The sequence below is a fragment of the Capnocytophaga leadbetteri genome, from assembly GCF_003054025.1.
Classification (GTDB): Bacteria; Bacteroidota; Bacteroidia; order Flavobacteriales; family Flavobacteriaceae; genus Capnocytophaga; species Capnocytophaga leadbetteri.
The window spans coordinates 592,765-609,369 of the sequence record NZ_QBKG01000001.1 but is presented as its reverse complement, the minus strand read 5'-3'; the positions used below and the strand labels follow the sequence as shown (position 1 = coordinate 609,369).

General features: G+C 40.4%; 2 protein-coding genes. One reads left to right on the top strand and one right to left on the bottom strand.

What is annotated here, in order from left to right; translation table 11 throughout:
* Window positions 1-52 precede the first annotated feature (52 nt).
* Complete coding sequence (locus C8P65_RS02770; RefSeq protein ID WP_107781095.1) at window positions 53-1,159, top strand: hypothetical protein; 1,107 nt, start codon at window positions 53-55, stop codon at window positions 1,157-1,159.
* Between the two features lie 58 nt (window positions 1,160-1,217).
* Here the strand turns inward: C8P65_RS02770 and C8P65_RS02765 are convergent, their stop codons facing one another.
* Window positions 1,218-16,493, bottom strand: coding sequence for a T9SS type B sorting domain-containing protein (locus C8P65_RS02765; RefSeq protein ID WP_107781093.1), 15,276 nt, complete (start codon window positions 16,491-16,493; stop codon window positions 1,218-1,220).
* Window positions 16,494-16,605 lie beyond the last annotated feature (112 nt).

Here is a 16,605-nt window from a genome sequence, read left to right as displayed (position 1 = left end):
CAGATTTATGTAAGTAAGTCTGGCTTTAGTGTTTTAATGAAAATAGTAGAATATGAAAAACAAAGCTTTTAAAGTAGGTCTTCTACTTTTAGTAGCAGGCTTAATATCGTGTGATGGAAGCCAGCAGACCTCTGACAATATCCCTACAGAACATAAAGTAAAATCAGTTGATTTTAAAGAGCTAAAACTAACAGAGCTCACACCAAAAGCTCAGGAAGATTTAAGGCAATGGAAAAACTTTCAGTCATTAATGCAGATCATCATATCAATGGCGCCTAACAAGATAAAAAACACTGATGCTTTAGTGCTTTCTAACCCTGACAGCTTACTCATTTACAGCCGTCTTCACCCTATTAGTTCTAAAACAGAAAGTATAAATACCTTAGTAGAACGCGACTGGCGTACTCCACCTAATAGTATAAAAGACACTGTTTTTAGAGTAGAAAAAATAAAAGAAGAAGGAAAGGCTTTTCTACAATGGCGACGTTTTTTAGTAGCTAATATACCTTATACATTTTCAGTAAGTTCTAAGAAAATAAACTACCCTCACCTCAATTTAGTATTTTCTGAAGGAGAGAAAGAAGAATTAAGCACCCAGTTAGCACTTGACACACTTTCTCCTCTATCTGCTAATGTAAAAAGAAGAGCTTTAGTAGACGATTGGAAAGAATTTGAAGTAGCATTTTCCCCTAAGAAGACTGGATACTACAATATTCAGCTATCATTAGATGAAGAAGCAAAAGCGAATGACAATGTGATTTTATATCGTCCAGTACTCGAATTAGCTGCTAAAAACTTCCAGAAAGTAAGTCAATATTCTGACAAAATAATAGGAGAAAACTCAAGAGTAGAAAGTTCTTATTACTCAGTATATTTTTGGCTTACACAGATGCAAGATACTTTACAAGAATTGCTGAGTGACACTTTCCCTGAAAGAATCGATATTCCTAGTATAAAAGCTCGTTTTAGGCTCTTTCAGACAGAAATCAAATCATTAGCAGACAACGTTAAAAACAACCCTGATTTTAAAGAAGAGACCATTAAAAACAATATTAATCTTTTAGAAGATACTTTTAATAGTATCATCTCTCATATTAATAAGATTTACAACAATGATTTGGATGAACGTATGCGCTATATAGATACCAATAACGAATAATTGTCAGTATTTTATAAAATAAAAGCAAGCACTATTTTCGTAGTGCTTGCTTTTATTGTTATCTGTATAGGGTAAAGTGTCCCATATACTCTTGTCGGTCATCATCTTCGTGTGTGCGCAGTATATACCAATAGTCTCCTGATGGCATCTCTTTGCCTTCATAACGACCATCCCATACCTGACCCGAACGAAGTGTCTTTATATAACGTCCATAACGATCGTAAATATCTACCGTTAAGTTAGGATAACTGCGGTATATATCAGGATCCCAACCGTCATTCTGTCCGTCACCATTAGGGGTAAAGAAATCCGGCGGTACCGACTTCATATACTCCTTCTCTATCGTAAGTGTAGAACTACAATTATTAGCATCTATAGCCTCCACTACTACCAACTTAAAGATACGTCCATTCACCACTCGACTCGTTGGGTCTGTTGGCTTAAGCATATATTCGCTCTCTCCATTCTCATAACTGCCATTGAATGTTATAGAATAAGGTGTATCTCCCTCTCGTGGATTACCTCCTACTACTTTCACTCTAACCTTGTTGATTTCGCGTGGATCTGTCTTATCTAATATCTCTAAGCCCGGATAACGCGTTACACTTACCGTTCCTGCCAAGGTACTTGAACATAGAGAGGTCATTCCTAATGGTCGATAGAATATCGTTATCGTATATATCCCATTGTTCTCTATATTTCTTGTCCTCAACACTTGTAGATTACCGTCTACATAACCCACAAACGGTTTAATAGGCTCTCCGTTTATAGAGTAAGAAAGTGTCTGTGATGATATCAGCCCATCGCTGTTATCTCTAGCAAGCGTTATCTGTATATATGGATTTGAGCTTGTTGTAGATACTGTCGAACATTCAAAACCTACAGTAGCTGTTGCTTGCAGACTAGGTGCTGCTGCTATCGTTATATTTTGGGTTTGCGGACAGTTGCCATCTCTAAAGACTAAGCTATAAGCCCCTGGCGCCATATTAGTACGCGATACCGTCGTGCCTGTTGCTATACCCATTCTGGTGTCTATCACATTACCTTGTGAGTCTTTTAGCTCATAGCTATAAGGAGCGCGTCCTCCTTGTATCATAAACTCAAGTTGTCCATCTGATTGCTGATAGCAAGTTTCTGTCACTGTCTTCACTACACCTAATTTCAATACATCTGGCTCTTCTATAGTGATACGCTCACTAACTTCACAACCTATTACAGCATCTTTCACTTGGATAGTATACTGTCCTTTAGGTAAGTTCACAAACATATTAGTACCACTAAATGTACCTGCCTGTGGCGTAATACTATAAGTATAGCTACCCGTTCCTCCTGTCACGTTTATCTGTACCTTACCATCTATCTCTCCATAACAAGTGATATGGGTCACACTTACCGTCTTACTAAGCGGTGCGTAGTTCTCTACATTTACAGTCAGTGTTTGTACACAGCCTCCTTGGTGTCTTACCGTAATAGTATGTACTCCGGCTGTTACTGAGGTAAAGTAATTGCTTGCTTGTGCTACCCCGTCTAAAGCAAAGGTAGTTTGCGCTGCTACATCTGTATTTACTCTCACTCTAATAGCATTGTTCACACTATTCGATGGACAGCTGTATTCTACTGTAGCTGTTGCTTGTAGGTCTACTCCACCTTTTATGGTTATCGGATCACTTTCAGTGGTACAACTCATAGCATCTTTTACTTTTATTATATAAGTACCCGATGCTAAGCCTGTATACAAGGTCTTACCTAGATACCAATTAACTCCACCATCTATAGAGGTACTGTAGGATTGGGTGCCTCCAGTAATAGTTACTGATATAGTTCCGTCATTAGCACCATAGCAAACCTCATCAGTCTGTCTATCTATTCGTACTCTGATCAAGTCTGGCTCTGTAATTTTGAATATCTCATCTCTATGGCAGCCATTAGCATCTTGTATCCTCACTACATATTCTCCTGGTGCTAATTTCTCAAACACACCGCTCTCTACTACCCTATCAAAACGTGGGCTAATAGCGTACACTATCGTACCAGTACCGCCCTCAGCCGTTACAATTATCTTACCATCTTTCTCACCTTTACAAGTAACGTTGCTCACCGTACTGGTTACTGATATAGCGTCTGCTTCTCTTATATCTATCTGAGAGCTATTATCCTCGCAGTCTACACCACTCTTCACTTTCACAAAGTAAGTACCTGTAGCCAAGCCACTAAACGCCCAGTCGGTCGCATTGATTTGTGTAGCCGAGATAGTCATTGCTGGAGCTATTGGATTGCCGTGGTGCAAGCTATATTGATAGCCCCCTACACCACCCGTAGCCGAGAAGGTTATACGTGCTGTAGCTTCTCCATTACATTTCACAAACGCATCAGCGGTATTTACCGTTAAGCTTACAGGTTGTACTGCTACTACCTCTACTTTGTTAGATGCTGCTGATGGACAACCATTAGCATCTTGTACATAGAACTCATAAGTACCCGGTGGCAATGTAAACAAGTTATTAGTAGTAAATGTGCCGCTTGTACCTTGTCGGTATTGGTAGCTACCACTACCGCCCGTAGCCGTTACTTGTATCGTAGCCTGTGTTTGTAAGCAGGTCGTTGGACTTACTATCGAAGCCGTCACTTTTATTTCCTGTGGCTCATCTATAGTTACCGGTATGGTCAAGTCGCAGTTCCAACCGTCCACTATCTTCACCTTATACTCTCGTGCATCAAGCCCTGTAAAGGTCGTACTGGTTTGCGCTCCGTAAATTTGCGCTCCTCCTACTTCCCACAGTTCGTACGTGTAGTTACCACTACCGCCTGTAGTACCACTTACCGTAATGCTACCACCTCTTTCACTGAAGCACTTCACATCAGTCTTAGTTACTGTTGCTGCTATAGGAGCTGGTGGACTCATAACTTGAGTTACACTAGTCTCACAGCCATTTTGGTCTTTCACCCATACAGTATAGGTTTCTGATACCAAGCCTTCAAACACTGAAGTGCTGCTATAATTACCATATACACTATGTGCTGCTGGCGTTGGCGTACCTACTGTTAAGCGATACTCATAATTGCCCCAGCCACCGGCGGCTGTTACCATAAAGCTACCTGTTTGTCCGCTACCACATTTTATCTGGTTCGTTATCGTTGTACTTGCCGTTAATGCTGATGATGGACCTGATAAAGTAGCTAAGGTAGCGGTTTTTGTACAATATGGGTACTGTGTTTCTGTTACCTCTACATAGTACTTACCTGCACTTAAACCTCCTATAGGTTGGGTTCTCGGGTCACTTGTATCATTTCTACCTGCTGTAGAACTTACTACCTCTACTCCGTATTCATTTACTACTCTAAAGGTATAGTTGCCCGCATAACCTCTCATCGATAATGTCAACTCACCATCATTGCCCGCTGCACAAGTTACCGGTTTGGTTTGTGCCGCACTTATCGATATATTATCGTAATTAGCTATTCCGTAGTTTACACTATCATAGCAACCCGTAGCACTGTCTGTTACGGTTACTTCGTAATAACCTGGCGCAGTAAAGGTTACTGATACTACACTCACCCCTGAGGTTACTGTATAGATACTTGGCGTAGTTGTACCTCCTGTCACTCTCACTATATAGCCCTGATTAGAACCGCCTTCTATAGTAAAGTCTACCGCTTCTAGCCCTTGACAATCTATCGGACGGGTCTGTTGTGCTTTAATAGCTGTAATCCGTTTTAGCGGTGGTATTACCGTTGGACTGTTTACACTATTAGCAGTACAGCCATTAGCATCTCTTACATATACTACTACCGTTTGAGTGTAGCTACCGTTGCTGCTGATACTTACTACACTGCTATTTGTATAGCCTGTAGTGCTGGTGCTTTGTCCGTCAAACACTTCAAAATTATAAGTGTAAGTACCTGTAACTCCACCCGCAGCTATCGCTTGTACGATTGCCTGACGTGCCTGATTATTCGTATCGCAGCTAAAGTGGGTTGTTACCGTTGTACTGCTCACTACCAACTGTGCAGGCTCTGTAATAGTAATAGTTTGTGACGATTGACAAGCTCTTGATGAATATACAGTTACCGTATATACCCCTGCTTTTAGTCCCAATATAGAGAAGTCCTTAGGCGTTGTATTTACCGTTTCGGTTCTTGTTATAAAGCCTCCAGCTCCTTCTATCTGTATCACATAATCTGTCTGTGTTTGTGTACCTGGTATGGTTACGTCTATCCTACCATTATTACCTCCGTGACAGCCTACATTAGTTTGGGTGTAAGTAAAGGCTACCGGTACAGCTGGCGTTACCTCTATTGTAGTGGTTACTATAGCACAAGCTGTCTTGTTGTCTTTCACTCCTACTATATAACTACCTGCTGGCACTCCTATAAATACTGGTATAGTGCTTACTGTTGTAGTACCACCACCCGATGGGGTAAGCGTATAGGTGATACTATTACTACCTCCTTGGTGGGTCACACTCAAGGTAGCTCCCGTAGGACTCGCACAAGTTACCTCTTTGACTATCTGTACTTGTACATTGCTGATCGGCTCGTGAAGTTTTCCTGTCGCTAATGTTAGCGTTGCCGGACAACCCCAACTATCGCTTACCACTACCTCGTAGTTACCAGCTCCCAGACCGGTAAAGGTTCGTGTACTCTGTGGTATACCTTCCTTCACTCCGTCTTTTATCAGTTGGTAAGTATAATTCACTCCATCACCTCCTGTTATAGTCGCTACGCTTATCTCTCCAGTACCTGCCACGCAGTTCTCTTGAGTAACCGTTAGCGTACCGCTAATAGGTGTTGGATTATTCATCGTGATGCTCGCTACTAATAGCGGACAGTCTTTCCTCAAATTATCTCGTACCCATACATAGTATGTGTCTGATACCAAGCCGCTCTTATAGGTGGTCGTCGTCCACGCTCCTGAGGCTGTTGGTGGTGTTATAGTCGTACCAATATGGTATTGATAGCCTCCCCAGCCGCCACTTACATTCTCTATGCGTATCTCTCCATCATTATTACCCGATACGCAGGTAATTGATCGTACGCTCGTCGTAGCGGTAAGAGTTTGTGTCGGACTCTCTATACTAAACCTTTGTACTTGTTCGCACAATGTTTGTTGGTCTTTTACCGTTACTGTATAAATACCTGCTGCTAAGCCCGAGATATTAAACTTAGTATTTGTACCTGCAAACATAGGTGACGGATTTATCGTTCCTCCTGATGGAGTTACCGATACCTGATAAGTATGCAAGCTATCTAAGCCCTCTAAGGTGAAGGTAGCCGTACCATCTGAACCACAAGCTATATTCCGTGTCTGTACATCTACTATCCTAAAGGTATTAGGATCAGGTGATATATAATCATATGATACTATACAACCCGTATTCTTATTACCTATCCAGAACTTATGGGTTGCATTAGGCGTTACCGTAAAAGTATTGCCTGTCTGCCAAGGCGCTGTGCCTATCGCTACCGTTGGGGCTGTCGCTCCCTCATAGTAGTAGATAACCCCTGCTCCAAATGGCAACACGCCATCTTTAGTCATCGTTAGGGTAACAGTTGCTACCTGACAAGTAGTTGCACTTACCACCTGTAAGTTAGCCACATCTATGCGTTCATAAGGCACTATAGTCTTAGTAACGCTCGTATAACAGCCTGAAGCATCTCGTAGCGTAATAGTTACTACCGAACCCTCTGCTATCCCTAAGGTATAAGTGTTGCTATATACTTTATTACCATATGCATCTTCAAACTCTATCGTACGTGTGCCCGTACCTCCTGCTATAGCAGTCGGTGGTACTACTATCTTAGCCTGATTAGTCTGACCGTTATTACCACAAGCAAACTGGTCTACCTGTATAAGCGTAGCACTTAGCGTTAAAGCAGGTGGTGTACCTACCCTAACTACCGTTGTAGTACTACAGCCACTATCGTTATTTTTAACCGTTATCGTATACACGCCTGCCTCTAAATCCTTGGCCGAACGTGTACCCAAATTCCATCTCGGTGCCGTTACCGGACCTGAAGGCCCTGCAATACTGGTATAGATGTAATTACCACTACCCAACTCTACTATATTCATAGAGCCGTCTGTACTTCCAAAGCAAGTTACCGACTGAGTACTTACTTTTATCTCTGGATAAGAAGGTGAAGCCACCGAAACTACTACTATCGTAGGTGAACAGTGCAACTGACCATTATCTTTTATAGTTACCGTATAAGTACCCGGTGTATTTCCTATAGGCTGTACAGCTTCTGAGGCTGTACTGCCTGTTACTGGTAAAAATGTGCTACCTGTATAAGTCGTACCACTCGGTGGAGTTATATTATAAGTATAATTACCCGAACCTTTGTCTACTCTAATGGTTATCTCAGCATTAGTACCAGTAACACAGCCTATCAATTTGCTCACCCGTGCACTCGCCTCTAATGGATCGTGTACCGTTAGCGTTTGTGTAGCCTCACAGCCCGTATTCTTCTCACGTACTACCATCACATAAGTACCTGCTGATTCATTCGCAAATACATTGGTAGTTGTCCAAGTAAGACCTCCGTCCTTAGAATATTCGTAGGCTGTTATATTTGTCGATGGTGCCCATATAGTTCGCTCCGTTGGCGTTACTACAAGCGTAAAGTTACCATTGCTACAGCCTGTATAGGTTACTGTATATATCGCTGGTTTAGGTTGTACTACTAGGTTGTGGTTACCTAAATCTATATCACAACCATACTGATCAATAACTTTTACCTTTACAGTTATCGTTACTGGTGCTGCTGGATAACGCAACGTATTTACATTAGGATTGGAAATATTATCACGCAATACTTGTACCCTATTATTAGCCGTCGCTATCGGGGTAACAAAAGTCGTAGGTGCTACCGGTTCAAGGGTATACGTATACTGTCCGCCCCCGCCTTGTACATTAAGCACTTCTACTACTCCCGCTGCATCACAGGTTATATTCGAACTTACCGATACTGTGCCTGTGATAGGATCTAATTGTTTTACCTTTGCATCTCGACTATACCACACACAACTACTACCATTCTTCTCTGTTACCTTTACATAATAAGTGCCTACAGGAACAATTTTAGTAAGTGTTATTAATGTTGTTGCAGTTCCCGCACTTATCATCGGTACATTCGTGGCCGAACCTCCTGGTACTGGCGGTACTATCTCCCAATCAAAATGACTACCCAGTGAAGCGGTTGAATTGCGTTTTAGCTCTACTCGTAAGCCTCCTCCTGTTCCTGCTGCACAATTAGGCGTTGCTACCAATCCTACCTGCAAGCCTAAAGTCGTTCCTGAGTACACATCGCCTGTATAAGCAGCCGTACAACCTTTGTTGTCTCTCACCATAAAGGTATGTGTCCTACCTACTTCTAAGCCTGTAAATACTGCGGTATTACTTTGCGTTGCCGAAAGTGCTGAAACCCAACTAAGACCTCCATCTTTACTAAACTGATAAGGCGCTTCCCCTTCTCCTGATGGTATCGTTACCGTAGCTGTAAAACCATTTACACCATTACAGCCATTTGCAAAGTTACCTAAATTCGTTTGTACTGTTACATTCGATAGCATATGAGGTACCTTATATGTCGATTCGGATGAACTACATATCGCTACCCCTGTAGGACCTGCCCCCTGAGCTACCGTCTTAAACTTAACTCTTATCTCTGTCCCTGGTGCAAATCCTGGCGTAATCACTGCTTGAGGTGTTGTTAGCTGTTGGTAAGCCCCGCCATTGATACTATAGTATATATCACGCAATGGCGTACCACTAATATAAGTGTTAAACGTTGTCGAACTCATCGTTAACGTTAATGGGAATAACGCCGTTGTACAAGTAGCCGTTGATGCTACCGCAAAATTACCCATCAACTCTGGTTTATCCTCTATCGTTATTGTTCGTACACTACTACAGCCAAATACGTCTTGTATTGTAATGGTGTATACCCCTGCTACCGCATTGGCTATCGTATAACTACCTGATACCCCTGTCTGAGTTTGGGTACCCGCCACTCCTGGGCGTTGTACTCCTATCTTAAACGGTTTACCTCCATTTAAGTTGGCTAATATTATCTTACCCGTTGCCGTACCTTGACATTCTGGTTGTACTACTTGCTGCGTATAAGTTGCTACCCCTACATTCTGTAGTGTTACCGTATAGGTCTTTTCGCAAAGGTCAGACTTCACTTGTACTACCCAATCTTCTGAAGGAGTACTAAAACGTGATAGTAATGTATATGTATTAGCCGTACCGTAAGGTGGTGGGGTACTGCCTGCTTTGTAGAATCTGTATTCTTTTCCATTAGCACCTCCACTTGTCAATACTTCTAACTTAGCCTGTGTACATGCCCCTTGATCAGTAACGTTTACCTTTACCGTTAGTGATGGGTAAATATCTATCGCTCTCTGAGCACTACAGCCGTATTGGTCTTTTACCGTAACGGTATAACTACCTTGACGCAAGCCCGTAAAGCTATGCGTTACACTATCTGTCGTAGGCGATACTGCTGCCGATCCGTTAAGCGATACTGTATAACCTCCATTACCATCGGCTATCTTCACTTTTATTACTCCTTGATTATCGCCCGCATAACACTCTGTAGCTTGTATTGTAAAGCTAACCGTCTTCGGAGTAGGAATAAAGTTCGTTAAATCTACCTGTTTAGAACAGCCATTCGCATCTTTTACCACAAACGAAGGTGTTCCCGTTGCTACCCCAGTAAATAATCCTGTAGTATTCGTTGCCTTAAGAGTACCTCCTACTAAATAAAAATATGTATAAGCTCCTGTTCCTCCCGTAGCCGTTACTTGTACCTTTGCAAAATGAGCATTGCTACACATCGCTGGCTCCACTATCGTAGCTGTTAAGGTTAATTCTGCCGGCTCTGTAATAGTTATTGTCCTACTTACCACACAAGTAGGTGCGCCCGCTACTGCTGGTCTATAATTAAACGTAATAGTATGAGTCCCTGCCTCGAGATTATCTACCTCAAAAGTAGGTGACTGTACATAAGAGGTATAGCCCGGCGCATGACGAATAGAACTTGATAGCGATACATTATAACTACCACCCCTTAAGTTCTCTACCCTAAAGGTTACTTTACCCGTTGAATTATTCTTGCAATCTACATTCGTTTGACTCAATACACTAGCCTTAAATTCTTGACCTCCTGGTATTACCACCGTCTTAACTATCTCTTGCGGACATGATGCAGCTCCTTGTGTATAACTAATTGTCATTGTATAACTACCTGGAGTTAAGCCCATAATGGTAGCTGTTGTGCCCGTAGCTATCTTACCTCCTATAGTATAGGTATAACTATAAGTGCTTGGCAAACCACTAATGCGTATCGTTCCCTTACCATCGCAATCGTAAGAGGTAATAGTATATGTCGTACCTGTAGGTGGGTCTATACGCTTAGGTACAGTTACCGATATATCTAATTCGCAGCCTGCCTTATCTCTTACTGTAACCGTATGTGTACCCGCTGGCAACCAGCCGTCTGGATATATATCAAAGTTACTATCAAATTTATAACGATAATCTGAAGAGGTTCCATAACCACCCGTCACATTCGTAAAAGCTACTTTAGCCTTGTTCTTATGAGCAGGATCTCCATCATTATCTCCACAACCTATAAGCTTTGATACTACCGCAAAACCTCTTAACGGTGCTGCTGGAGCTGCTACTGTTACTGTTATATCGTTGTAGCATTCGCGAGCATCGGTTATCCTAACGGTATGATTACCTCCGGTTACTCCTGTAAAACGGTGTTGATTGCCCGTTACATTCTGCTGAGTACCACCGTCTATACTTATCTTATAAGGAGCTGTCCCTCCACTAATAGTCAATGAAATAGTCCCATCATTAGCTCCATAGCACACTACTGCCGTAGTACTTACTACCGCTGTAGGTCTTACTGCTGCCGTAAGCGTTGCTGTTCCGCTCACCTTACAGCCCTTGCTGTCGGTTACCTCTATGGTATACGCCCCTGGGGTTGCTGTTAAGTAAGTTGCTATCTTATTCGCTGGTACTGCTTGCGCTCCTTGTACCGTAGTATTAGCCGCATTCTTCACTATATAAGTGTAAGGTGCATAGCCGTCTTTTACCTTGAAGTTCAACTCTCCACGTGCTGCATTACCACTATGGCAAGTAATGTCCTTAGCCACTACCGCTACTCCTGAGGATCCATCAGCTGTTATCATTCGTTTTATCTCAGTAGTATAGCTTGCCACACAACCGTATTTGTCTATCACTGTAAAGGTGTGAACTCCTACTTGTAGGTTGGTATACGTATAAGCAGCTGCTGTCTGGATCGCTACTCTCGTACCGTTGTGGAAGAATGTATAAGGCGAGGTACCTATATTTTGTGCGTCTGTTACTTTCACCTGCACCTTACCTGCCGTAGCACTGCTCATACAATAGTTATTATTAGTTATATCAGTAGTGCCTGTAAGAGTAAGGACTGGAGCATTAATAATAGTGAAATTATTATTTTGCTGACAACCATTAGCATCTGTTACTATAACCCTATAAGTACCTGTTTGAGTAAGAGTAAACTGAGGACTGGTTTGTGCTGCAGTAATAGTAACTGTACCCTTGTAAAGTGCATAACTATAAGGTAGTGTACCCCCTGTAGCAGTCATCGTTACGCGTGCTATAGCTGGATTGCAAGCTAAATATGTATCTGACTTACTCGCATCTAAACTAAGCGTAAGAACTGCTGGCTGTGTAATGGTAAAGGTTCGTGTAAATTCACAATTAGAATTGTTCAGCTCCCCACGGAATTTTACGGTATAATTACCCGCATAACCATTCCATACAAATGTATCATTGTTAGGAGTAGAAGCGTTGAAATTGAAATTATTATAACCACTTACTGCATAATAGTACTGCCCATTAGGCATATTTTTTAGTTTTACTTTGTATTGTCCTAATTCTCCATTACACTTAGCAGAAGTAATTTGTTCAGTAGAGGTATCTACTGCAAAACCTTTGCCATCTTCTATTTTTATAGTATGAGTAGCTGTAAAACCACAAGACTCTGGTACCTGATAGACTGTTACATCATCAAAAGCAAAGTCATTGCAAGCCGAGGTATTCCATTTAGTGCGTATTCTTATCTTTAAACGCTTGTAAGTACCAGGATTTACTTTAGCTACAGGACTTACCCCTGCATTAACCCCTGTACCATCAGAAGCAAAACGGAACCAAGCGTTCATATTATTGCCATTCTGAGGTATTTCTTGCGATTCTATACGTCCTAATATTTTGTCTGTACCTCCCTCTTGTACTATATTACCTGCATCATCAAGGGCTACAATCTCCATTATCATCACAGGATTTACACATCCCGCTCCGCTATAAGAACTCACCAAGTTGAATCCAAACATTTCAAACTCAATAGGTTGATTGGGTAGCACATCTATTACATCTTTTTCATAGAAAATGGCTCCTTGTTCTATAAGAGGACCAAAGTCTACTGCTAAATAGCGCGAGCTATTGTCAGATGGGTTGGTATGGTCATTAGGAAAATGAGCGGAGCCGTCCCACCAAATTTTAGTAGTACCTCCAAGATCTTTCTTACCTGCTACAAAATAGGTATTCCAATTCAAGTATTGAGTTCTAGGGTCTATCAGTGTATAAGCAGGGGTCATACCTGGTGGTGGAGTTGTATAAGGATTCCCTTTACCAAAGTCTTCTTTTAATAGTATTCCCGGCTGCGTAGCTAATGGGTCGTCATACTTAATAGTAATAGTATGAATACCTGGTGATAAGTTAGAGAATTGTGCTGTAGTAGTTTCAGCCCCACCGTCTAACTGATATTTATAGGTATAACTTGGTTTATCATTCTTAATAGTTACAGATCCTTTACCATCGCAAGTATAGGTTATAGATGTATTACTAAATACAGGTGCTTTAGGTTTGTCTTTTACCTCTACTTTCAGATTCGTACGCGCACAACCTATACCATCTTTTACTGATAGATTATAAGTGCCTGGTGCTAACCATTTAGATGAAGTTTCCGTCCAAACCCCATCGCCAAAGTTATAGGTAATAGTACCTACTCCTCCTTGCACATTAGTAAAGTGCACTAAAGCCTTTCCTGCGTTTGCACCTGTACCACAACCTACTAATTGAGCCACCCCTGCTGAAGCGATAAGGTTACCATTAGCAGCATTAGGAAGTTGAACTGCAGGTAAATCTATTTGACAGGTTTTGCCTCCATAAGTGTAATAAAGACGAGGAGTAACTGATTGGCCTGGTGTGAGATTTAAAAACTCTCGAGATGTCTGTTTAGCACTTGTCAGACTATACTCATAAGTATAACTAACAGTACTTTGCGGTTCAGGGAACACTATTTTCACTTTAGCACCACAATCGTATAGCTGAGGCGTAATAGCACCTATAGTAGGTGCTGGAAGTTCTTGTATAGTTATTGTTTTTGTAGTCTCGCAGTTATTAGCATCTATCACTTTTACAGTATAAACTCCTTTATCTGTTATTGTAAAAGTATGCGAAGCTTGTGAAGATGCTCGTGCTATGAAAGTAGTTGCTTTGTAAAGTTCGAAAGTATAACCATTACTATCTTTTGTACCGCCTTGTGCTGATACATTTATAGTACCTTCATTACACATAATATCATGAGGAGCTACATCTAATTTCAATAAGGTAGGCTCTATTATCTTATCTGTAGCACGTATAGTACAACCATCATTGTTTTCGACTACTACTACATAAATACCAGCAGGTAATGCTTTTATAAAACCAGCTGCGGCGGCATCAGTAGCCGAGGTAATCACTTTTTGTTCTACCAAAGCTCCTGAAATATTATCTTTATATACCTTATAAGTATAAGGATAATAAGGCGCATCAGAAAGCTGCACTTGCAAGCTACCATTACCTCCTTTACAAAGCGGATTAGTAACTGTCAGCTTTAACTTAGGTGTTTTCTGTAGTACTGTCTTTTCTATTTCGTATATACAAGTTACTACACTTGTAGTATTAGCACTTGGATTGGTAGCTAATACTTTATAAATACCTGCACTCAGACCACTAAACACTGGACTAGTTTGCCAAGATTTAACAATGATGTTGTTCTGCTTGAGCGCATATTTGAAACCTGCCCCCAAAGCATCTATAGTAATACTTCCTTTAGTATTGCATATTTCGTTTTTAACGGTAGCTTTTAGCTCTGTATCATCTTTAGTAAGTCTAAAATAATAGGTAACAACACAGCCTCCAGCATAAGTAATTGTTAGTCTGTAATCACCTGCTGCTGTTATCTGTTTTTCAGCCCCTGTACCAAATGCTGACCAACAACTAGCTTGAGAAGGGCGACTTGCAGGACAGTCAAGTGATTTTCCTGCACAAGTAGCAGCCATCTTTTCCCATACATAACTTTCAGCATTAGCTACTGCTAATTTTATATTAAGAGAAGCATCTTTACCACAAAGATATACTTGTGGGTACTTCTTACCATCAGAAGAACATACATATATCTCTCCTGAAATTTCTTTGTCTATTATTTTCTTTTCTATAGGGTGTGCTGCTTCTTTATCATTAGGGTTTACTTCAAACTCTTCATACATAGTTGCACAGCCTGTTTTTGATTTAGCAACCTTATAAGTACCTGCTTCTGTAACAGTTATAGCAGCCCCCGTATGGCTAAAAGAGGCATCGCCTACTTTTGACCACGTATAAGAGGTAAAACCTGCTGTTGCTGTAAGCACCAATGAGGGTTGGCATAGTACGACAGGATCATTCTTAAAGGTACAGTTACTAAAATTGGCATTTACGATAAAATTAGAAGGGCCTTCTACTCCTAAGCCACAAGCTGTAAAGAGCGTACTCGAACTTTTTGGAGTAAAAGTAGTAGTATTATTTAACTCACCTTTATAAGTGGCATAGGCTATATTCTTTATCTCATTAGCACACGGATTTTTCCATTGGTTACATTTATTGGTTACTTTTACATTAAAAGAAACCGTATATTCCTTACCATTTTTCTTCACTAACTCATCAGGTACACTTATTATCAGTTTACGATTAGCAGGATTATAATTAGTAGTAATCTTATTGTCAGAAGTCGTTATATTAGTAATTGAGGAGTCTAAGTTATCGGTAATTATATCAGTAATCTCTAAGTCTTTAGCATTATCATTTCCTTGGTTTTGAAATTTTATTTCATAACGTAAAGTCTCACCCAAAGCAATAGTATTTTTACCTGTAACATCTTGGTTAGCTGAATTAAACACCCGTTTACTCATCAGTACTGTAGGCTCAATAACCTCTACATTAAAAGCAAACATAAAGGGCACATAGTAATCACCTGCACTTGTAAGGTGTAAACTTGCTTCAGTAGTATCATTGCCTAAAATACGTTTATTAGCATTCTCTAATTTAAACACACCTATATCGAAACCAAGCATATTATTAGATTTTGGTTTACGATTGTAGTTTATACCATTTTCATCAGTAATGGTACTATTAAAGAAGTTATTATAAGGACGATCTGGTGCATAAAGAACTTCATTTGATATTTTATTAGTAGTTATCTTTAATTGGTCACCCGTTCCCGTAGCATCACCTTCTACTGCTGCAAAAGCAATTTTAGCATTTACAGGTAGTGGAGCAGGCACTGTTTTAAATCCTGATACTTTTACTGTACGAGGATGTGCTGCGTCTACCTCTGTATAGCCATCAAATAAGGTAATATTGCGTGCTGGTTCAGAGGTATCTTCATAAACAATAAAAAGAGTCCAACCTGCTGTTAGTCCCCAACCACGTCCTTGTCCTGCTTGTAGATCGGCTACAGTATAGGTACCTGCAACCTTATTGAGTTTGTCAGTAATATCAGCTCTATATATAAAAATAGTTGATTTGTTACTGTAAACTTCATCTCCTATAATTTCTTGATAGGCTCCATTATCAATCTTAAACTTTACTTTATTGACCTTTGACTTATCTACTTTGGTAGTGAGCCAATCATTTCTTTCAGAAAGAGGAAAAGAAGCCCAATAAAGATAAGCTTTTTTTACTTTACGAGGACAAGCACTAGTAGGATTAGGATCTTTTACCTCTGCTGAACTTGAATTAAAAGTAGTTAGATCATTATCTATATCTACAAAAACTTGTTTTACATCATTATTATTGAGATTTCGATTATTATTATCACCTGTTTTGGTAGTACCAATTACAGTATTCCCTACCACTATCATATCTCCTTTGACAGTGGCTTTATAACGCTCGTTAAAAGTAGTTTGTGTTTGTGCTGTAGCAACCCATATAGCTGCTAAAAAGAAACATTGTAATAGTATTATTCGTTTCATACTATAAGATACTATAAATTAGATAAATATTTAAACAATAGATGAGTGGTTGGCTAATAGTTATACTTTCCGTCTCAACTGCAAAGGTACATTTTTTATTTTTAAGCTCCTT